A 21,437-nucleotide genomic window follows, 5' to 3' on the forward strand; every position below is an offset into this window, starting at 1 on the left:
CGACCAAGTGTCGCTAAAAAAACACTGTTTCGGGCACTGCCGCGTTGCAGCACGGCGCTGTGCGCGTCCCGGCAGTTGGCGATGTAACGGGTTGCCTGTCCGCGCCAACCCGTGATGAGCGCAGCTCCCAACGTCACGAAAGGCCACGGTGTTGACACTCTCACAGCTGCAACGTTTGCTTGGCGCTTTGGTGCTGCTCTTGGGCATCGCCGTGATCGCAGGCTGGGGCCTGCACTCGAGCGTGCTGGTGCAGCTCGTCCCCGGCGCCATCGCGATGGTGTTCAATACCGCGCTGTGTTTCGTGTTTGCCGGGGCCGCCCTGAGCGTTGCCGGGCGGCGCGCGCGGATGGCACGCACTTGCGCCGCCATCGCCATGCTGGCCGTGGCCGGCGTGGTCGGCCTGCAAAATCTGATCGGCGTGAATTTGCATGTCGACACGCTGTTCGTCGACGTGTGGCTGAGCGACCCCAACCCGCATCCCGGACGCATGTCGCCGCTGTCCTGCGGCGGCTTCTGGCTGGCCGGCGTCTGCCTCCTGCTGCAAAACCGGCAGGACGCGAACGGCGGCGCCGACCGCCTGGTCCAGCTGCTGTGCCTCGCGCTGGTTGCGCTCGGCATCGTCGGCGTGACCGGCCATTCGCTCAAGCTCGACCTGCTCTACGAGTGGTATCGTTTCGTCGGGATGGCGCCGCACGCGGCTTTCGGCTTTCTGCTGCTGGGCAGCGCCCTATGGCTGGGCTGGTACCAGAGCGTCACGGAGCGCAGCGCCAGCCGCGAACGCGGCGACACGCGCATTACCGCGATCGCCACCATCATCCTGCTGTCGATGGCGCTCGCGGCCGGGATGAGCAGCTCGGTCATGTCGGCCCACCGCACCGAAGCGGCCTTGCACCTGAACATGAGCGCGGCACATTCAAATCGCGCCCAGTTATTGAATTTTGTGCTGGAAAACACGATTCTGCAGACCCGTTCGCTCGCCAGCGACCCCGCCCTGCTCAAGGAATACGCGCGCCGTCCCGGCGCACCGGATCACGCGGCGAGCGCGGCCGACCTGGCGCAGCATTTGCTCGGCGACGGATACGCCTCGGTGGCCGCGACCAGCCCCGACGGCACCATCCTGCTGCGCGCCGGCGCCCCCGATACCAGCGCGCCGATCAGCCTGCGCCTGAACGATGAGCAAGAACTGCTGTGGTCGACGGTCCCGATCCTGAAAATCGCGGTGCCGGTGCGCAAGGATGGCGCCGTCATCGGCACCATCCTGGCCGAGCGCAAGCTGCCCATCGTGCAAACCCTGCTGGCCGATGCCGCGCTGCTGGGAGACAGCGGCGATATTGCCATTTGCGCGGCGGCGCCCGGGCAGCGGATGAGTTGCCTGCCGAGCCGCCTGAACGCGCATGGCTTTAGCGCGACCTCGCGCACGCGCAACGGCCAGGACCTGCCGATGAGCCATGCCCTGAATGGCAAAACCGGCCTGATCGCGGCCAAGGATTACCGCGCACGGATGGTGATCGCCGCCTACGGGCCGATCGGCTCCACCGCGCTCGGCCTGGTGGTGAAGCAGGATGCAGTCGAACTGTACGAGCCGATCCGCACCCAAATCTCGACCATGGTGACGGTGCTGGCAGTGCTGTTCATCTGCGGCATGTTGCTGCTGCACTGGCAAGTCTCGCCCCTGATCGCGGCGCTGCTGGCGGCCAGGCAAGCGGCGCGCGCGGGCGAAGGCAAGCTCCAGGCCGTGGTCGACAACATGGCCGAAGGCTTGCTGACCATCGACGAGAACGGCAACATCAGATCGATCAACCCGGCTGCGGCCGCCATGTTCGGGCATGCGGCGCAGGAGGTCCTCGGCGCGCCCCTGACGCTGCTGATCCCCACCCCGCCGGACGGCGCCCACGGCGCGCAGGTGGCCGCGCAACGCAAGGATGGCAGCCTGTTCCCCCTGCATATCGCCGTGCGCGAGGCGCGCCACGAAGGCGGCCGCATGTCGGTGGCGATCCTGCGCGATGTCAGCGACGAGCGCAAGGCATCCGAAGTCAGTTCGCGCTTCAGCGCCTTCCTCGATGCCACGCCGAACCTGGTGGCCTTCGTCTCCGGAGCGCAGCGCATCCTCTATCTCAACGGTGCGGGGCGCGCCTTGCTCGGCATCGGCGCGGACGAAGACTGCGACGGCTTGTCGATGGCCGGGTTCACTGGTCCCGGTAGCGATACCGCCCGCTTGCCGGATATATTCCTGGAAGCATCGACGGCGGCCTGGCGCGGTGAGCTTGACTTGTGCAACCGCGCCGGCGGCATGGTCCCCTTTCTGTTTTCCGTGGTCCGGATCGCGCACCAGGAGGGCGAACCGAGTTCGTATGCGATGGTGGGAGTCGATGTCAGCGAGCGCAAGCGCGCCGAGGATGACCTGCGCAAAACCCTGGAGCGGTTCAACCTGGTCGCACGCGCCACCAACGATACGGTCTGGGACTGGGATTTCGGCACCGACCGGATCTGGTGGAACGCCGGCATCACGCATACCTTCGGCCACACCGTGGCCAACGACATCTCGCCGGCCCAGTGGTGGGTCGACCAGATCCATCCCGACGACCGCGACTGGGTTACCAGCGCGGTCGAGCATGAAATCCACACGGGCGGGCGCTACTGGACGGGCGAATACCGCTTCCGGTGCGCCGACGGTACCTACGCCCACGTGCACGACCGCGGCTACATCATCTACGACGGCGCCGGCGCGGCGGTGCGCATGATCGGCGCCATGATGAATATCAGCGAGCGCAAGCAGGTCGAGGAACACATGCGCCAGCTGGAAGAACGCTTCTCGAAGATTTTCAGCATGAGTCCGGTGGCGATCACCGTCAGCAGCATGGCCGATGGCCATTTCCTGGAAGTGAACGATGCATTTTGCGAGCTGATCGGGCAGGAGCGCGGCCTGCTGCTGACCCGCCCCGCTTCCCTGCTCGATTACTGGCCGGCGCCCGGCGTGCATCAGTCGATGATGGCGCGGCTGCGCCGGGAAGGATCGATCAACGACTGCGAAGCGGCCATGAAAACGGGCGCCGGCGCCGAGATCAGCGTGCTGTTTTCGGCCGACCTGGTGGAGCTGTCCGGCGTGCCCCACCTGCTGTGCTTGTATAACGACATCACCCATCGCAAACAGACGGAAGACCAGCTCAGGCTGAGCGAGGAAAAATTCCGCTCGATTGTCGAGACCACCAAGGACTGGATCTGGTCGCTCGACAGGAATGGCCGCATCCGCTATTCCAACCCGGCGGTCCAGGCCATGCTCGGCCACGAGCCCGACCAACTGACCGGCAAAACCATGCTGCGCTACGTGCATCCGGACGAACGGGCCATGGTGGCCGAGCGCTTGCGCCAGCTGCAGCGGCGCGGCGAGGGCTGGAGCAGCTGGCTGATCCGCTGGCGCCACCGGGACGGCAGCGACCGCTATCTGGAATCGTCGGCGGTGCCGGTACTCGACCGCGACGGCACCTTGCTCGGCTATCGCGGCACCGACCATGACGTTACCTCGATCAAGAAATTCGAAATCCAGTTGCAGGAAGCCAAACACAAGGCGGAATCGGCCAACGAAGCCAAGAGCGAATTCCTGGCCAACATGAGCCATGAAATCCGTACGCCGATGAATTGCATCATCGGCTTCACGCGGCTGGTGCTGAAAACCGGACTATCGATCCAGCAGCGCGAGTATATGGAATTGATCCAGTCGTCGGCCGACTCCTTGCTGCGCCTGTTGAACGATATCCTCGATTTTTCCAAGATGGAGGCCAAAAAACTGGTCCTGGAAAAAGTCGCTTTCGACCTGCGCGAAGAAATCGCCAATGTTTTCCGGACCCTGGCGGCGGGGGCGGAAAAGCGGCTGGAACTGGCCTTCGACATCGCGCCCGAGGTGCCGGCCATCATCGTCGCCGATAAAGGCCGGCTGGTCCAGATCCTGATCAACCTGGCCAGCAACGCGATCAAGTTCACCGCCCGCGGCGAAGTGGTGCTGACGGTCAGCCAGCACGCGCGCCATGCCGGCTACGCCGAGCTCGAGTTCAGCGTGCGCGACACCGGGATCGGCATGTCGCGCCAGCAGCAAGAGCATATCTTCGAATCGTTCGTCCAGGCCGATGCCTCCACCACGCGCGAATACGGCGGCACCGGGCTGGGACTGGCGATCGTCTCGCAGCTGGTCGCCCTGATGGACGGGCAATTGTGGGTCGACAGCGAACCCGGGGTGGGCACGCAATTCCATTTCACGGTCTCGGTCCAGCTTGCGCAGCGCCCGGCGGCGCCGGACCAGGGGCCGGGCGACGCCGGGCTGCAGCACAAGCCGGTGCTGGTCATCGACGACAATGCCACCTCCGGCCAGATCCTCGTCAACCTGCTGCGCAGCTGGAAAATGCGCCCGGCGCTGGTGCGGGGCCACGCCGAACTGGCGCGCCAGCTGGAGCGCGACGGTGCGCACGACGAGCCGTTTTGCGCAGCCATCTGCAGCGCCTCGCTGGCGGCCGGCGGCGCCGCGCCGCTGGCTGCCAGCCTGGGCGCCGCCGGGCTGGCGTCCACCGCGATCGTGGTCATGCTGCCTGCGCAAGACGACGGCGCCGCGCTGCAAGCCGGGCTGGCGGCCGGCTTGACGGCATTTATCACGAAGCCGGTCAGGCATTCCGAGCTGTTCAACGCGCTGATGGGGATCGTCAGGAGCGGCGCCGCCGGCCCCGCCGTACCCGGCCCGCACGACATGGCAATGGCGATGGCGGCGGCGGTGGCGGCGGTGCCGCCCGCGCACAAGCGCCTGCGGGTGCTGGTCGCCGACGACCATCCGGTCAACCAGATGCTGGTCACCGAGCTGCTGCGCAGCCGCGGCCACACCTTTGCCGTTGCCGGCAATGGCGTCGAAGTGCTGCGGATGCTGGACGAAGGCAGCTTCGACGCCATCCTGATGGATGGCCAGATGCCGGAAATGGATGGCTACCAGACCACTGCCGAAATCCGCCGGCGCGAGGCCGCTTCCGGCGCGCATATCCATATCGTGGCGGTGACTGCCCATGCGATGGAGGGCGACCGCCAGACCTGCCTGGCGGCGGGCATGGATGACTATCTGTCGAAACCGATCGAGCCGCTCGATCTGTATACCTGCCTCGAACGCCCGTGGCCGGGCCCGGAATACCCGCCCGGGCCGGCAGCGCCGGCGCCGCAGCACACGCAGCCGGCATACGGGCTCCCGGCGTACGGGCAGCCGGCGTACGGGCAGCCGGCATACGGGCTCCCGGCGTACGGGCTCCCGGCATACGGGCTCCCGGCGTACGGGCTCCCGGCATACGGGCTCCCGGCGTACGGGCAGCCGGCATACGGGCAGCCGGCATACGGGCAGCCGGCGTACGGGCTCCCGGCCGCCACCGCCATCTTCAACCGCGAACTGGCGCTGGAACGCGCGCGCGGGAAACGCGATTTATTGATTCTCATGGCAAGATCGTTCATCGATACCGCGCCCGAACTCGTGCGCCACCTGCAAAGCGGCCTGGGGACGGGCGATGCGCACCTGCTGGAACGCACCGCGCACCGCGTCAAGGGGGCCGCCGCGACGCTGAGCGGGGACGTCACCGTGCAGGCGGCCGGTGCGCTGGAAAGCATGGCGCGCCCCGGCAGCGGCGCCAGCGCCGACAGCCTGGACGGCGCCGCACGCTACCTGGCGCTGTGCATCGATGAATTGTCCGCCACGCTGACCACGACCCTGGAACTGAAGCAATGAAAGTGCTTGTCGCGGACGACGATCCAATTTCGGTCTTGTACCTGCAGGACGTGCTGTCCGAATGGGGCTACCAGGTGGTGGTCGCCGCCGACGGCCTGAGCGCCGAAGCGATCCTGCGCCAGGCCGACGGCCCCTTGCTGGCGGTGCTGGACTGGATGATGCCGGGCCGGGATGGGATCGACGTCTGCCACAACATCCGCCAGGCCGGCATGGAGCGCTATGTCTACATGATCATGCTGACCTCGCGCACCGAGACCGAATTCATCGTCGCGGCGATGAACGCCGGGGCCGACGACTACATCGCCAAGCCCTTCATCGCCGAGGAAATGCGGGTGCGGGTGCGCGCCGGGCGCCGCATCGTCGACCTGGAGCAGGAATTGCGCAGGCAAGCCACGCGCGATGCCCTGACCGGCATCTTCAACCGCGGCGCCATCCTCGACCTGCTGCAAAAGGAAATCGCACGGCGCGCCAGGACGCCGGAATGCTTATCCGTGATCTTCGCCGATCTCGATCATTTCAAGCGCATCAACGATACCTACGGCCACCTGGCCGGGGACGAGGTGTTGCGCGAAGCGACGCAGCGCATGGCAGCGGCGCTGCGAACCTACGACGCCTTCGGGCGCTATGGCGGCGAGGAACTGCTCGCGGTGCTACCCGACTGCGATCCCGAAGGCACCCTGATCGTCGCCGAACGGATGCGCAGCGCCATGGCCGATGCCAGCGTGCCGACCGCGTACGGCGAGATCGCGGTCACGGTCAGCATCGGCATCGCCTCGGTGAGCATCGCCGGTGCCGCCGACATGACCGGCCTGCTGCACCGCGCCGACGGCGCCTTGTACGCGGCCAAGCTGCGCGGGCGCAATTGCATCGCCGTGGCGCCCTCCTAGTTCGCGCCGCCGGCGCCCAGGGCCGCCGCCAGCACGGCCTCGATATCGATCCGCTTCAAGCCCGCATTGACAATCGTGCGCACCCGCTCGCCCTCGGCGTTGGGGCGAAAACAAATATAGAGCTTCTTGTCTTCCAGCAGGCGTGGATGGAAACGCAGCAGCGGCGCCAGCGGGCGCAGGTCGGCGTCGTTGAGGACCAGATGCGCGTACACGCGCCGGTCGATCAACACCAGCGGCACGCGCCCGGCGGCGAGCTTGCGCAGGTTTTGCTTGTCGTTCACGGCGGGATCGACCATTTGCTTTCCCTGGCGCACCCGCGTGTCGAACTGCTCCGTATTGACATAGCCTTCGACCACCCCGATCCGGTACTTCGACAGGTCGGCCATGCTGTCCCAGCGGACCGGTGCGGCGGCGTGGTAGGCAAAGCCGAGCGGACCAGTGCCGATCGGGTCGGAAACGAGAAACTCGCGGGCCAGGTCGGCCGAGAGGTATTCCGGGTAATACCCGGCAAAGGGAGAATCGTGGCGGACCAGGGCGGTGGCCCGGCTCCAGGGGAAATAAGCCACTTCCAGGCGGTAACCCATGCTGGCCAGCGCGGCGGCGATCACCGCCGTGGTGGCGCCATGGCGCGGCAGCGACGCGCCGGTGTAGGGCGGCCATTCGAGCGAGGAAAGCCGGATCACGCGGGTGGGATCGGCGGGCACAGGGCTGGCGGAGCCTGCGGCTGCCGCGCCGCAACAGAGCAGCAGGGCCAAGCCGCCCGCCCATGCCGCAAGAAAATGTACGCCCGGCCGCATTGTCGCCACCACTGATCAGGACAAGGTTCTGTCGACAAGAAATGATACACCAAAACAGTTTTATTTTCCCATAGGTAATTTATTTACGTGGCTATCCGTGCACATCTGGCGCGCGAGCGCGGCGGGGCCCCGCCGTGGCGTGATTTGCGCGGACATTTGCGCCCTGGTACGCAGCCATTGACCCGGGCGCTGGCGCGATCGGCTACACTCGGAAGCCTACGCGTACTTACCCTGGAATAACAAATGATGAAAATTCTCGCAGCGACCACGGCCATTGCCACCCTTGGCCTGATGACGGGTTGCGCCACGCCGGCGGCGGACGAGCCGGCGCTGCTGACGATCGATGGGTCGCGCTTGCCGCCGGCCAATGTCAGCATGCGTATTCCCGGCCTGAGCCAGTGCACCGACAGTGGCGACCACACCCTGAAGCTGAACGCCCAGCAACCGGTCACCGTGCTGGTGCATGGCTGTTTCAGCTCGGCCGGGCGCTACCGGGGCATGGCCCAGGTGCTGGCCTTTCACGGCCAGCAGACCGCGTGTTTCACTTACAACGACCGCGACAGCTTGCGGGTCAGTGCCGGCCAGCTCGATGCGGCGCTCGGCCAGCTGGCGCGGAACATGGAAAACAAGCAGATTACCGTGCTCGGCCACAGCCAGGGCGCCCTGATCGCGCGCAACGCGATGTCGGTCAGCAAGCCCGATGCCATCGAGGGCAAGGATCTGCAACTGCGCCTGGTGACCGTCTCGGGACCGTTCGGCGGCATTGCGGCGGCGCGCCATTGCGGCAGCCCGCTGTGGAAGACGCTCTCGCTGGGACTGGTCGGGCCGATCTGCCAGATTGTCACGGGCGACAAATGGTCGGAAATTACCTATACGTCGCCCTTCATCCGCGAACCCGGCCCGCTCGATCCGCGCGTCAAGGACTTTCTCAAGATCATGACCGATGAAAGCGGCAGTTGCCGGCGCGTCAGCAACGGCACCTGCGTCGAATCGGATGCGATTTTTTCGCTGGCGGAGCAGCGCAACCCGGCCGTCGACAGCGACCCGCTGGTCAGCATCGTCGAGGTCAAGGCGGGCCATGTCGAAATCGTGGGCAACAACCGCACCGGGCCGGTCAAGCTGATCGCCGTCTTGCAGGAACACGGGGTGATCAAGCCGACCCAGCCGGATCGGATGGAAAAATTCGGCCAGTTGCTGACGCGCCTGTTCGGCGAGGCGGCCCGCTGAGGAGCGCGGCTGCTAGTTGGCTCACCGGCTGGCGTCCGGCCGCGCGGCGGTTAGCGCATGAAACTTGCGCGAAAGTAAAGGAAACCGGCGTATTCTCCGGCGTCAATGGAAAGCGCTACCAAAACCTGTCGCCGGATGCTTGGGTGAATGAGGCAGTGTCATGCAAGGCTTTTTATGTGAATTGACATGTGGCGCATCCCGCAGTGCCGCCGACGGCGTCGGCCATGCCGGTCTGGCGCATCTGTTCAGGCATTGCCGCCATCCGCTGGTCGGCTTCGTGATGCGCTATACCGGCTGCCATGAAGAGGCGGAAGATGTGGTGCAGGCGGCCTTCGTGCAGGTGATGTCGGGCGCAGGCGACCGGGCGCCGCAGCGCACCTTGCCCGCATCGCTGTTCGGCACGGCGCTGCTGCTGCCCACGACGTCGAAGTTCGCGCGTATCTTCGGCGGAAAGCTGCGCAGCAGGGCGCACCCGCCTGCTTGCAGCGATAAACCGGCCTATTGTTCGATTTTAGTGACAGCGCATTTCGCCACAATCGTCGGCGCGTAGCGATTGAGCCGGGCCAGGGCCGCCGTCACGGCCGGCCGTTTGTCCTTGACGATCGGCGAGCCGAGCGCCTTGAGCGCGGTTTCCACCGCGCTGGCCCTCTCTATGTAGCCTGCCACCACAAAATCGGAACTCGCTTTGCTCAGATCTGCATTCTGCTGCGCAAGTTGGACCTCGAGCGCGCGCTGCGGGTCGCCGTCCGGCGCTGCAGCCAGCGCAGCCTTGGAGGTGAGCAAATCCGTCGCTTTCAAAATGAGCTCTGGCCGGCATTGACCTTCCAGCGAAGCCTTGAGCGGCTTCACTATATCCTTTGACGTGGCAATATCCCGCTTCCATTCAGGATCGCTTTCAAATTCTTTCGATAGCGCCGTCAGCGTATCGGATCGCCGCTGCAAGCGGATCAGGCTGGATTCGAAATGGTCCAGCAACGACTGTGCGCCGCCTTTTTCTTCGGCCGCGGTCGCGCCCAGTGGATTGCCTGCCAGATAGCGCTCGGCCGGAACGATGTTCTGCCATTTGGTCAGTTTGTCGATGACCTCATCGGCATTTGCCCCCTGCAAGTCGACCAGCATCTTGGAACGGGCGATCGTGCGTGCGGCGGCGGCCAGTCCAGGCTCATTGTAGTAGCGCACGGCTTCCCCCGCCTCCTGCAGGCCAGCAACGGTGGAACACAGGCCGTGGTAGCGAATCCCATCCTTGACGGCCGCTTCGAGCGGATAAGCGACTAAGCTGTCCTTGCGTGCCAGCAGGATCTGTTCGTACGCAGTGCGCCGGCGCGAATCGATACCGGCGACGACCACCTGGATCGCAGCATTGGCAAAGAATGCCTGGCTGTACTCCGCACGGTAGCCGCTGGCCATGCCGGCAATGCCAGCGAGCAGCTTGGAACGATCGACGTTGGTGACTATCGTTGCGGCAACAGACGAACCGGTGGCGGTGAGCCCGGTGAGGAAACTGACGTTCGCCTGTTTCTTTTGCAGCAGCGTTTTGAAATCATTGCAGCGCTGGTCCGAGGCACCGAGGATGCGTTCCTGGATTTCGTTGCGGCGGGCACGTCCGACGTCACCCGTATTCCGGTTCAGATCGGCGAAGTCGCGGAAGGTCCCATCGATTTCAGCAGCTGCAGCATCGTCCTCCCTCATTTGTTCCAGCGCGCTCATCTTGTGGATTTTGCGTATACGCCCTTCCGTTCCGCGAATCAACGACACAAGATTGATCGGCTCAAACTTGGCGCGTTCGACCAGCTGAAATGCGGAGTGTTTGTCGGCGTATTTGTCGTAATCGTTATCGGTGGTGCTGCAGGCGGCAAGCACCAGGCAAAGCAGGAGAGGAGCGGCTTTCATGGGCACTTTCAGTGCATGGTTGGAAATGCATCAGTTTGCAAGGACTTCAGGAGAACAACTGTCGGCCACACGCTTTCGGAGGTCGAGCAGGCCGAACATACATGTCGTCAGCTCATCATTCGCGAAGTAGTGTGACAAGCCATGTTTTGCGCCGTGCGTAAATTCAAACGCGCGCAGGCGAAAATTCTTCCTGTCCATCTTGATCTGGCGGCGCACATAGTCGACATCGCTGCCCAGGTTTGACGCCCCATACATTTCGGCGGGGAACAGGCCAAGTTTCGAGGTCGCAAAGTCGCTTCGATTGATACCGGCAAACAGCTCCACCGGATGCCTCGTTAGCTGCTCGTTGAGGTCGCAATCGAGATGACCGTTACCGATGGCCGGTGCAAACGCCGCAATTTTGATCGATCGGAGATGGGGATTGTGCAGGGGTGCGGCCTGCGTGCCGTGAATATGCCGGTCAAAGACAGGATCGGCCAGCGCCGACATAACAACGCCGATGCCGCGCGAGTGCGTGACGAAGCGTACATCCACGTCCTTGTCGACGCCATTGAGGATAGTGCGCAATCCATGAATGCCGGCCCGGTTCGAATAGGTCAGCGCCTTGCGCCAGAAGCTCACCGCTGTCATCTCCCACAGCCCATCACGGCGGGGATCGAGGCCGTCCCAGAATACTTCAAGCAGCGCTGCCTGTTCGCGGACGGCCGGATCGATTCGCGCGTTCATCAGGCCAAAGTTACCTGCGGCGAAGCTGAAATCGTTGTTGAAGCCGTGTATGAGCACAATCAGCATTTTTTTCGATGCCAGACGCTTGTTCAGCCGGGTAATGATGTCGTTTGTAACCGACATTTCCAGCGCTGCATAGAGTTTGACACCCTTGCCTTCCAACGCGGTCAGCTGAAATCCATTGCCGAGAAGAGGCTCCCAGAAGGGCTGCCGATAATCCACCCAGTCGATCAGGTCTGCCGTGCGGGGATAGATGTTTCCATCCTGATCGAACACGACGCGCAGAGCATTGTTCTCGGATGCTTCAGCATAATCGGCAGGGGGAATGAGGTGGGTTCCAGCGCAGCCACCAAGGATTGCGGCGACGACAAGGGAAGCAAGGCGCGCCACGGCGCGGCCTTTGGTATAACGCGCCAGTTCCATAAATTCTCCTTAGTTATATTTCTAATTCGGAGTCATTTGCAGTGGAACTATTCTGAGGGAAATAAATGCCAAAAATCTAACGAATTGTCACTTTTGCACAAATTGCGCATTTACCTAAATCGCATTGATACGCTCGCTCCCCGGTCGACGGCCCGACTGACAACTGCCGCGCTGTCTCGACGGCCGTCACTCGCCGATCCGGCACAGCATTACTGACGTAAGCAGTCGCGCAGCACCTCGTATCAGTGCGCCAGTTGGGCGGCCACCAATCCAGCCGGACCACCCGTGGTCGGCAAGTTCCGACTGCCAAGGCGTTCAGGACGGCGCGGTCGCCGCTGATGGCAGCAGCGAGCACGCCGCCGGCCAGCGTGCACAGCGCAATGCCAGGCCGCCAAAGCCGATCCCGTACCAGGACCCTTCCGGCACGCGGCCCAGCTACCGCATCGTTTGGCGGCAGAAGCTCATCACGCAGCTGCAGGCGTAATCAAGCTTGGCGCCTTGCAGCTACGGATACCCCCTTCAGCATGTCGCCATACAGCAGGCCTGCGACTGCGGCGCCGCTGCGCTCGAGCGTGGAGCTACGGCCGCCCCACAATAGGCGCGTATCGGCCAGCGGACGATCGTAGTCGAATCCGAAGCGGGTGTCGCAGATCGCGGCGCCGGGGCGCATGGGCTGCCGCATGCGCTCGCCGAATGGCTCGGCTACCATCACGTAAGCAGCAGTCAGGAACACTGCACACCCCAGGCGCGGATAGCTTCACGCTACGTATCCAGCTGTCGGTTCCATCAAAATTCAGGATAGCGCTGATGATGCCCAGCATCTGGCGTTCTCGAGAGCGGCAACTGACGGTCGCCGGCATTGTTCGTACGATCAAGATGGACTGCCCGCTTCTTGGAACTCACCGGGCCGGTCAGCCCCCCCCCCCCCCGCGACCGTGAACGCAGGCGACAACCAGCGACGCCATTGACGTCCGCAAATCCGGCCCTGCCCGTGGGACGGTCATCGTCCAGGTACAGGCAGGTACCTGCGCTAGCCAGCGCCTCGATGACCTGCACACCGCTGCGCACAGTAGCGTACGCGGGCGCGTGACATCATGGCTCGGCAGCAGCAGATGCCGAGCCAATCGAGGAATTCAGGTCAGGGCCGCTTCAACTGGCCGATGACGCTCGCCACTTTGGTCGTGATCACATCGATTGCCGGGCCATTGGCGCCGTGAGGCAAAATGACGTCGGCGTGACGCTTGGTCGGCTCGATGAACTGCTTGTGCATCGGCCGTACTGTTTCCAGGTACTGGCCGATGACGCTGTCGACCGAGCGGCCGCGTTCGGTAATATCCCTTTGCATGCGGCGGATGAAGCGGACATCGGGAGCGGTGTCGACAAAGATCTTGAGCGACATCATTTTGCGCAAGTCCGCGTCATACAAGGCAAACAGGCCTTCGATCACGATGACCGGGGCAGGTTTGACTCGAATGGTCTTGTCGGAGCGGTTGTCGATCGTGAAGTCGTACTCTGGCATGTCGATCGGCTCGCCATTACGCAAGGCCTGGATGTGCTGTACCAGCAGTGGCCAGTCGAATGCCTGCGGATGGTCGTAATTCTGCTTGCGGCGCACGTCGGGAGTGAGATCGGTTTGGTCGCAGTAATAGTCATCCTGCATCACGACCGACACCATATCGGCACCGAACGAAGCGAGTACTTGCTGGGTCACCGTTGACTTGCCACTACCGCTTCCGCCAGCGACACCAATGACAAACGGAGGGAAAGAAATCTTATTCATACCGAATGATACCGGAGCGGCGATCGAACCGACAGGGGTAAAGGCGCTGAAGCTGGCTCATTATGTTTCCAAAGTCCGCCTTTACAGCAGGTCTGGGACCGGACCTGTCGGAGCGGTGCGATGTCGCTGGTCTTCCTTATATGATTCCGCCACTGGAAGCAACGACATGGGGAATACGGAAGCGCCATCGCCTTGCCCTAAAAAATTTTCAGGCTATTAGCCCTTCTTTCAAGTACATTCGCACTGCCGCAGGATGGCAGTGGCGGACTCACAAAGACCCACATGTATTTGGCCTTTTCCCTTTTTTTTGCAGGCGTGAGTTTCCACATGTTCCTGGCCATGGCCACGATCCGCCGCCGCGACATGAAAACAAAAACCTGGACAAAAAATAGCCCACATCGCGGTGGGCTATTTATTAACACATGTTCTGGAGGCGAGGACGGGAATCGAACCCGTCTAAACGGCTTTGCAGGCCGCTGCATAACCTCTTTGCTACCTCGCCAGAGACTTGCTGCGCCACCCTTTGGAGGGTGACAAAAAAGGAAGCGATGCTTCCCTTTGAATTCTGGAGCGGGAGAAGAGTCTCGAACTCTCGACCTCAACCTTGGCAAGGTTGCGCTCTACCAACTGAGCTACTCCCGCATTGGAGTCCTGCATATTACCCGTTACTGCCACTTGCAAGCAAATCCAGAAAACTGGAGCGGGAGAAGAGTCTCGAACTCTCGACCTCAACCTTGGCAAGGTTGCGCTCTACCAACTGAGCTACTCCCGCATTGGAGTCCTGCATTCTACTACTTACCGCCACTTAAAGCCAGATCCAGAAACTGGAGCGGGAGAAGAGTCTCGAACTCTCGACCTCAACCTTGGCAAGGTTGCGCTCTACCAACTGAGCTACTCCCGCATTTTTTCAAGACAATGATTATCGCAGAAACCAGGCAACATTTCAAGGACAACCTGACGACGTTTTCTCCAAGTATCTGGAGCGGGAGAAGAGTCTCGAACTCTCGACCTCAACCTTGGCAAGGTTGCGCTCTACCAACTGAGCTACTCCCGCTTTGTTACAACATCGTCACAACAGGGCGGCATTATAGAGGATCTGGACAGGCTGTCAAGGCTGGATCGGTTTTACTTCATCAATCCATCATGCCGCCCTTTTCCTTGATCAGCGGCCAGGCCAGGCGCATGTAGTAAAACATCGACCAGACGGTCAGCACGGCGGCCAGGTACATCAGGTATTCGCCGAGGCGCTGGGTGTCGACGACGCGAAACAGCATGTCATGCCACAGCAGCAGCGGAATGGCGGTCATCTGGGCGGCGGTCTTGATCTTGCCGATCGAGCTGACCGCCACCGAACGCGATGCGCCGATCTGCGCCATCCATTCGCGCAGCGCCGAAATGGCGATCTCGCGGCCGATGATGATGAAGGCGATGAAGTGTTCGACCCGGTCCAGGTGCACCAGCACCAGCAGCGCGCCGGCCACCATCAGCTTGTCGGCCACCGGATCGAGGAAGGCGCCGAAGGCCGAGGTCTGGTTCCAGCGCCGCGCCAGGAAGCCATCGAACCAGTCGGTGACGGCGGCGACCACGAACACCAGGGTGGCCGCGGTATCCTGGTCGGAGCGCGGCAGCCAGTGGGCCGGCAGGTAGTACACGCCCACAACGAGGGGAATCAGGGCTACACGTAACCAGGTCAGGAGAATCGGGATATTAAAGGGCATAGAGGCGGGCGCACTGGTTAAGCGTTGATAGATGCTTGCGCCGCTAGTCTACCTTGCTAATGATCTTTTAACCAGTTTGGACCGTGCGCGCCGGTGCCGGCGCACGGCCGCTCAATGACGCTCAGTGCAGCTGCTTGTAAATCTCTTCGGCCAGCTGGGTCGAAATGCCTTCCACCGACATCAGGTCTTCGACGCTGGCGTCGACCACGCCACGCAGGCCGCCAAAGCGCGCCAGCAGCTTCTGGCGGCGCTTGGCGCCGATGCCCTCGATCTCCTCCAGGCGCGAGGTCTGGCGCGTCTTGGCGCGCTTGGCGCGCATGCCGGTGATCGCGAAGCGGTGCGCCTCGTCGCGGATCAGGGCGACCAGCATCAGCGCGGCCGATTCCTTGCCCAGTTCCTGAGAGGCGCGCCCGTCGACGAACATCAGGGTCTCCAGGCCGACCCGGCGCCCTTCCCCCTTGGCTACGCCGACGATCAGCGAGATATCCAGGCCCAGTTCGGCGAACACCTGGCGCGCCATTTCGATCTGGCCCTTGCCGCCGTCGATCAGCACCACGTCGGGCATGATGCCGTCGCCATTGGCGACCTTTTCGTAGCGGCGCATCAGCACCTGGCGCATGGCCGCGTAATCGTCGCCCGGTGTGATGCCGTTGATGTTGTAGCGCCGGTATTCGCCGTTCTGCATGGCGTGGTGATGGAACACCACGCACGAGGCCTGGGTCGCCTCGCCTTGCGTGTGGCTGATGTCGAAACACTCGATGCGCAGGGCATCGAGGTCGGTCGCGTCGAGCGCCAGCGCTTCGGCCAGCGCGCGCGTGCGCGATTGCTGCGAGCCCTGTTCGGACAGCAGGCGCGCCAGCGAAATCTCGGCGCCCTTGTGCGCCATTTCCAGCCACTGGCGGCGCTGCCCCTGCGGCTGGAAAATCAGGTTGATGCGGTGCCCGCACTGCTCGGTGAGCGCCACCATCAGGGCCGGCTGGTCGAATTCGATGTTCAGGATCAGCACCCCGGGGATGAATTTTTCGCTGTAGTGCTGGGCCAGGAAAGCGGCCAGCACTTCGACGTCGATCGAGCCTTCGGCAATCGCGGCGGCGTCGCTGACCTGGGTCGGGAAGTAGGCGCGGTCGCCCAGGTGGCGCCCGCCGCGCACCATCGCCAGGTTGACGCAGGCGCGCCCGCCCTGCACCACCACGGCGATGATGTCGACGTCGGCGTCGCCACCGGTTTCCATGCTTTGCTGGTGCAGCACGCGCGCCAGCGACTGGATCTGGTTGCGCACGGCGGCGGCCTGCTCGAATTTGAGTTCGCCCGCGAACGCGTGCATCTTCGCTTCCAGGTCGGCCATCACTTCGCTCTGGCGCCCGCGCAAAAAGCGGGCGGCGTTGTCGACGTCGATCTTGTAGTCGTCGCGCGTGATCAGGTCCACGCAGGGACCGCTGCAGCGGCCGATCTGGTGCAGCAGGCAGGGGCGCGTGCGGTTCGAGAACACGCTGTCCTCGCAGGTGCGCAGCATGAACACCTTCTGCAGGATCTGCATCGATTCCTTGACCGCCCACGCGCTCGGGAACGGCCCGAAATACTGGTTCTTCTTGTCGACCGCGCCGCGATAGTAGGCCATGCGCGGCACGTCCTGGCCGCTGATCTTCAGGTAGGGGTACGATTTATCGTCGCGGAACAGGATGTTAAAACGCGGTTTGAGCGTCTTGATCAGGTTATTTTCGAGGATCAGCGCCTCGGCCTCGCTGTGCGTGACGGTCGTTTCCAGGCGCGCGATGCGCTCGACCATCATGGCGATGCGGGGACTCGACAGGTTTTTCTGGAAGTAGCTCGACACGCGCTTCTTGAGGTCGCGCGCCTTGCCCACGTACAGGACTGCGTCAAGGGCGTCGAAATAGCGGTACACGCCCGGCAGGTTGGGCAGCTTGGCGACAGTGGCGAGCACCTGTTCGCGCGCGGCGACGGCCGCGCCAGTATCTGCATCGGGGCTTGCGTTGGAAATCACATCGGTCATTGCAGCATCAATCCGGGTCAATTAAATCAGGCTTGCCGGGTAACGATCACGAAGGCGACGCCGTATTCGGCTTCATCGCTTACCGTCACCTGGGCACTGAGCCCATTTTGCCGCATAAAGGCGTCGAGCGCGCCACTGCACACCATGACGGGCTGGCCGGCCGGCGTGTTGAGCATCTGCGCGCTGCGCCAGGCCATCGGCGCGCGCAGGCCCAGGCCGATCGCTTTCGAGAACGCCTCCTTGGCCGCGAAGCGGGTGGCCAGGTAGCGCACCCCGCGCACCGCATTCTGCGCGCGGCGCTGGCGAAATACCGCCAGTTCATCCTCGCCCAGGATCCTGGTGGCGAAGCGCTCGCTGCGCGCCAGTGCCGCCTCGATGCGCGCGACCTGCACAATGTCGGTGCCGATCCCGTAGATCATCTGCGCGGCGCGGGGCTTATGCCGCCAGGCGCGCGGCGACCATGATGGCCTTCATCTCGCGCACCGCGTTTTCGAAGCCGGCAAACAGCGCATGCGACACGATCGCGTGGCCGATATTGAGTTCGCCGATATCGGCGATGGCCGCGATGGCCTGCACGTTCTGGTAGTGCAGGCCGTGGCCGGCGTTGACCTTCAGCCCGCGCGAGACGCCAAAGCGGGCCCCACTCTGGATGCGCTCCAGTTCGTGCTCCAGTTCGCCGTCGCCGGCTTCGGCGTAGCGCCCGGTGTGCAGTTCGATCACCGGCACCCCCATGTCGGCGGCCGCGCCAATCTGCGCCTGGTCGGCGTCAATGAAGAGGCTGACGCGAATGCCCTCGCCTTGCAGCTGTTTGACGGCCGCTTCGACTTGCCGGTAGTAGCGGATCACATCGAGGCCGCCTTCGGTGGTCACTTCCTCGCGCCGCTCGGGCACCAGGCACACGTCCTGCGGGCGCACGGAACAGGCGAAATCGATCATTTCGCGCGTGACGGCCGCTTCCAGGTTCATGCGCGTCATCAGTTGCGGGCGCAGCGCGATCACATCGGCATCCTTGATGTGGCGCCGGTCTTCGCGCAGGTGCAGGGTGATCACGTCGGCGCCGGCCTGCTCGGCCAGCATGGCCGCGCGCAGCGGGTCCGGATAGACGGTGCCGCGCGCATTGCGCAAGGTCGCCACATGGTCGATGTTCACGCCCAGGTCGATGACCGGGCCATTCGGTTGGAGGAAGCTCATGATGGTTGCTCGGTTGCTTGGTTGGATGGGTAATCTATAACTGCATCAGGTCGATCAGGATCTGGCGCGTGTTCAGGGGGGATCCGCCCAGCTGGTGGGCCAGCAGGAAGCGCATCAGCACCTTGCTCTGCGCCTGCGTGACAGGGTCGCTGTAATCTTCGCGCTCCATGTCGAGCAGGGTCTTGCCGCTCACCGCCGGCCAGCTGTCCGATTCGCGTGCCAGGCGCGCGCCGCGCTCGGGATCGACCACGTACTCGCCATCGGCTTCGACTTGCGCGCGGGTGCTGGTGCAGCGCGTCAGGTCGGCGGCCACGCCCGTCTCTTTAAGCAAGGCCCGTTCGAATTTTCGCAAGACGATAGGCGCCGGTTCGTTGTGGGCCAGCTGGTTCAGGGTCGAGACGTAGTGGTCGAACAGGGCCGGGTGCGGATCGTCGCGCGCGATCAGCTTGACCAGCAGTTCATTGAGGTAGAAGCCGCACAGCAGCGCGGTCTTTTCTAAAGGGAGCATGCCGCCCACCCACTCGGCGTCGATCAGGGTGCGCAGTTCGGACTTGCCGCTCCACGCCGCTTGCAGCGGCTGGAAGGTTTGCAGCACGCCGCGCAATTTCGACAGCGGCCGCTTGGCGCCCTTGGCGACCAGGCCCACGCGGCCGAAGTCGCGCGTGAACATGTCGACGATCAGGCTGGTTTCCTTGTAGGGATAACTGTGCAGCACGAACGATGGCTGGCCGCCGACCCGCTCGCCGCGCTGGGGGACACGCCGCCTGGCAGGCGCCGGCTGCGGCGGCGCCGCACTCGCCGCTACGGCGACGGTCAGGTCGGCGTCGTTGGTGGGCATGCGGGGGCGGAGCTGCTCCGCGCTTACTCGTAACCGTAGGCGCGCAGGCCCGCTTCATTGTCAGCCCAGCCGGATTTGACCTTGACCCATATTTCCAGGTAGACCGGGCCGCCGAACAGTTTTTCCATGTCCAGCCGCGACTGGGTCGAGACTTCTTTCAGGCGCGCGCCCTTGTTCCCGATGACCATCGACTTATGGGTGTCGCGCTCGACCAGGATAGCCGCGAAGATGCGCCGCAAGTCGCCTTCCTGCTCGAATTTTTCGATCAGGACGGTGCTGGTGTACGGCAGTTCGTCGCCGACCAGGCGGAACAGCTTTTCGCGCACGATTTCGGAAGCGAGGAATTTTTCGCTGCGGTCGGTAATATCGTCCGGGCCGAACACCGGCGCGTTTTCCGGCAGGAGGCGCTTGATTTCATTTTGCAGGCCGTCGAGCTGGAACTTGAGCTTGGCCGACACCGGCACGATGGCGGCGAAATCATGCTTGGCCGCGATCTGCTGGGCGAACGGCATCAGGGCCGCCTTGTCCTTGACCCGGTCCGACTTGTTGATGACCAGGATGCACGGCACATCCGTCGGCAGCAGGTCGATCACCTGCTGGTCGGCCGGGCCGAAGGTGCCCGCTTCGATCAGGTACAGGATCACGTCGGCCGAAATGAGCGTATTGGTGACGGTCTTGTTGAGCGTCTTGTTGAGCGCATTCGAGTGGCGCGTCTGGAAGCCCGGCGTGTCCACGTAGATGAACTGGGCGTCATCGACGGTCTGGATGCCGGTGATGCGGTGGCGCGTGGTCTGGGCCTTGCGCGAGGTGATCGAGACCTTGGCGCCGATCAGCACGTTCATCAGGGTCGATTTGCCCACGTTGGGGCGGCCGACGATGGCGATATAGCCACAACGGAAGGTGTCTGGGGTAGTTGTGGTATTCATGCTGATTTCGTTTCTGGATGCAGGTGTTGAGGGGTTTTGGCGTCGACCGGCAGCGTGCTGTCGTCGTCGGCGTCGGGCTCGGCGTCGCTCTGGATGGTGGCGATGCCGGCCAGCTTGAGCTGGGCGGCGCGCGGCTTGGCCTTGCGGCCGGCCGGCGGGGTTTTCAGCAAGGCTTGCTCGGCCACTTCGAGCGCGAGCTTGGCGGCGGCCTGTTCGCCGGCGCGGCGGCTGCCGCCACGGCCGTAGACCTGGATGCCGAGCTTGGGCACCAGGCATTCGATCTCGAATTCCTGGCTGTGCGCGGCGCCATGGGTGGCCACCACGTTATAGGTCGGCAGCGAGATTTTTTTGCTTTGCAAGAATTCCTGGAGCAAGGTCTTGGCATCCTTGCCGAGCGTGCGCGGGTCGACCGAGTCGAGAATCGGGATATAGAAGGCGCGGATCACGTCGCGCGCGGCATTGAAGCCGGCGTCGAGGAAAATCGCGCCCAGCAGCGCTTCGAGAGTGTCGGCCAGGATCGAGGGCCGGCGAAAGCCGCCGGACTTGAGCTCGCCCTCGCCCAGGCGCAGGAATTGCGACAATTCCAGCTTCTGGGCGATTTCGTAGAGCGATTGCTGCTTGACCAGGTTGGCGCGCAGGCGCGACAGGTCGCCTTCGTCGATGGCGCTGAAGCGCTCGTACAGCACCGACGCCACCACACAGTTCAGGATCGAATCGCCGAGGAATTCCAGGCGCTCATTATGCAAACTGCTGTGGCTGCGGTGCGTCAAGGCTTGCTGCAACAGGCCAGCATCCTGGAACGTATATCCTAAGCGCGTTTGCAATAACTGAAGATTCATGTGTCGGACTTCTTGGTTGGACTGCCTTAACGGATGGGTTCGGCTGGTTTTTCAGGAATCTTGCCGCTCGGATCGGTGGTGCCGGCGTAATCGATCAGCAGGGTGACATTGGTGATCAGCGGGATGCGGGCGGTGTAGGCAAACGCGACCTGGGTCTCGCCGGTATCCTTGGTGATGATCAGGTCGGTACCTTTGATGGATTCGATGCGGTTGATGTTGGCATGCTTGTCGAAGGAAAGCTGGATATCGCGCACCGTCCCCTCGACCTTCTTGGCCGAGACGATGCCGGCCTGGACCGCGCGGTATTCCAGAAAGGTCGGGAAGACTTTCATGGCAAACATGGCAATAAAAGTAATGATTGCCAGCAAAAAAATCAGGCCCGACAAGGAGACGCCCTGCTGTTTTGCCAGATTGACCGGTTTCGATCCGTACATAGTAAAT

The 21,437-nt window shown here is 63.3% G+C and carries 17 protein-coding genes and 5 tRNA genes; 4 read left to right on the forward strand and 18 right to left on the reverse strand.

From position 1 onward, the window contains the following. The first annotated feature begins 148 nt into the window (after nt 1-148). Together PO883_RS00900 and PO883_RS00905 are read left to right on the forward strand one after the other, a co-directional pair. Nucleotides 149-5,743, forward strand: coding sequence for a PAS domain S-box protein (locus PO883_RS00900; RefSeq protein WP_289308104.1), 5,595 nt, complete (start codon nt 149-151; stop codon nt 5,741-5,743). Next, entirely contained in the window at nt 5,740-6,630 is an 891-nt protein-coding gene (locus tag PO883_RS00905) for a diguanylate cyclase (protein WP_289308105.1), read from the forward strand. The genes PO883_RS00900 and PO883_RS00905 overlap by 4 nt, the downstream gene beginning before the upstream one ends. On the opposite strand, the gene PO883_RS00910 is transcribed toward PO883_RS00905, so the two are convergent. After that, on the reverse strand, nt 6,627-7,334 hold the full coding sequence (locus PO883_RS00910; RefSeq protein WP_289308106.1) for a transporter substrate-binding domain-containing protein: 708 nt from the start codon (nt 7,332-7,334) through the stop codon (nt 6,627-6,629). The two genes, PO883_RS00905 and PO883_RS00910, sit on opposite strands and share 4 nt — an antisense overlap. Before the next feature lie 336 nt (nt 7,335-7,670). Here PO883_RS00910 and PO883_RS00915 point away from each other — a divergent pair, with 336 nt between their 5' ends. Together PO883_RS00915 and PO883_RS00920 are read left to right on the forward strand one after the other, a co-directional pair. Next, nucleotides 7,671-8,654, forward strand: coding sequence for a triacylglycerol lipase (locus tag PO883_RS00915; protein ID WP_289308107.1), 984 nt, complete (start codon nt 7,671-7,673; stop codon nt 8,652-8,654). Between the two features lie 160 nt (nt 8,655-8,814). After that, complete coding sequence (locus PO883_RS00920; RefSeq protein WP_289308108.1) at nt 8,815-9,204, forward strand: RNA polymerase sigma factor; 390 nt, start codon at nt 8,815-8,817, stop codon at nt 9,202-9,204. Here PO883_RS00920 and PO883_RS00925 read toward each other — a convergent pair. The 17 genes from PO883_RS00925 to PO883_RS01005 form a co-directional block, all read right to left on the reverse strand. Further along, a complete protein-coding gene (locus PO883_RS00925; protein WP_289308109.1) occupies nt 9,153-10,544 on the reverse strand; it encodes a hypothetical protein in 1,392 nt (463 codons plus the stop codon). The genes PO883_RS00920 and PO883_RS00925 overlap by 52 nt on opposite strands. A 30-nt stretch (nt 10,545-10,574) precedes the next feature. Continuing rightward, nucleotides 10,575-11,693, reverse strand: coding sequence for an alpha/beta hydrolase (locus PO883_RS00930; RefSeq protein WP_289308110.1), 1,119 nt, complete (start codon nt 11,691-11,693; stop codon nt 10,575-10,577). A gap of 484 nt (nt 11,694-12,177) precedes the next feature. Then, entirely contained in the window at nt 12,178-12,426 is a 249-nt protein-coding gene (locus tag PO883_RS00935) for a hypothetical protein (RefSeq protein ID WP_289308111.1), read from the reverse strand. Nucleotides 12,427-12,831: 405 nt separating this feature from the next. Beyond that, nucleotides 12,832-13,473, reverse strand: a complete 642-nt coding sequence (udk, locus tag PO883_RS00940) for a uridine kinase (protein WP_289308112.1) — start codon at nt 13,471-13,473, stop codon at nt 12,832-12,834. A 428-nt stretch (nt 13,474-13,901) separates the two neighbouring features. Further along, nucleotides 13,902-13,975: transfer RNA gene (locus PO883_RS00945), tRNA-Cys, on the reverse strand. Nucleotides 13,976-14,039: 64 nt separating this feature from the next. Beyond that, nucleotides 14,040-14,115, reverse strand: a tRNA-Gly gene (locus PO883_RS00950). 54 nt (nt 14,116-14,169) lie between these two features. After that, a tRNA-Gly gene (locus PO883_RS00955) sits at nt 14,170-14,245 on the reverse strand. A 53-nt stretch (nt 14,246-14,298) separates the two neighbouring features. Further along, nucleotides 14,299-14,374 (reverse strand) — tRNA-Gly (locus PO883_RS00960). Nucleotides 14,375-14,451: 77 nt separating this feature from the next. Further along, a tRNA-Gly gene (locus tag PO883_RS00965) sits at nt 14,452-14,527 on the reverse strand. 79 nt (nt 14,528-14,606) lie between these two features. Next, complete coding sequence (gene pgsA, locus PO883_RS00970; protein ID WP_289308113.1) at nt 14,607-15,191, reverse strand: CDP-diacylglycerol--glycerol-3-phosphate 3-phosphatidyltransferase; 585 nt, start codon at nt 15,189-15,191, stop codon at nt 14,607-14,609. Between the two features lie 121 nt (nt 15,192-15,312). Continuing rightward, nucleotides 15,313-17,202: an excinuclease ABC subunit UvrC gene (gene uvrC, locus PO883_RS00975; RefSeq protein WP_289308114.1), complete on the reverse strand. Its 1,890-nt coding sequence runs from the start codon at nt 17,200-17,202 to the stop codon at nt 15,313-15,315. Nucleotides 17,203-17,228: 26 nt separating this feature from the next. Further along, nucleotides 17,229-17,621 carry a holo-ACP synthase gene (gene acpS, locus PO883_RS00980; protein ID WP_289308115.1) on the reverse strand — a complete coding sequence of 131 codons (393 nt, stop codon included), beginning with the start codon at nt 17,619-17,621 and terminating at the stop codon, nt 17,229-17,231. A gap of 16 nt (nt 17,622-17,637) precedes the next feature. Beyond that, nucleotides 17,638-18,393, reverse strand: a complete 756-nt coding sequence (gene pdxJ, locus PO883_RS00985; protein WP_289308116.1) for a pyridoxine 5'-phosphate synthase — start codon at nt 18,391-18,393, stop codon at nt 17,638-17,640. A gap of 34 nt (nt 18,394-18,427) precedes the next feature. Next, complete coding sequence (recO, locus tag PO883_RS00990; RefSeq protein WP_289308117.1) at nt 18,428-19,231, reverse strand: DNA repair protein RecO; 804 nt, start codon at nt 19,229-19,231, stop codon at nt 18,428-18,430. 23 nt (nt 19,232-19,254) lie between these two features. Then, nucleotides 19,255-20,157, reverse strand: a complete 903-nt coding sequence (era, locus tag PO883_RS00995) for a GTPase Era (protein ID WP_167084726.1) — start codon at nt 20,155-20,157, stop codon at nt 19,255-19,257. Then, nucleotides 20,154-20,996 carry a ribonuclease III gene (gene rnc, locus PO883_RS01000; protein ID WP_289308118.1) on the reverse strand — a complete coding sequence of 281 codons (843 nt, stop codon included), beginning with the start codon at nt 20,994-20,996 and terminating at the stop codon, nt 20,154-20,156. Before rnc ends, era begins: the two co-directional genes overlap by 4 nt. A 26-nt stretch (nt 20,997-21,022) precedes the next feature. Continuing rightward, the gene (locus tag PO883_RS01005; protein ID WP_167084728.1) at nt 21,023-21,430 is read right to left on the reverse strand and encodes a DUF4845 domain-containing protein; all 408 of its coding nucleotides are present in this window, start codon (nt 21,428-21,430) and stop codon (nt 21,023-21,025) included. Nucleotides 21,431-21,437: the final 7 nt, after the last annotated feature.

Origin of the sequence: Massilia sp. DJPM01, from assembly GCF_030348125.1 — a bacterium.
Classification (GTDB): domain Bacteria; phylum Pseudomonadota; class Gammaproteobacteria; order Burkholderiales; family Burkholderiaceae_D; genus Telluria_A; species Telluria_A frigida.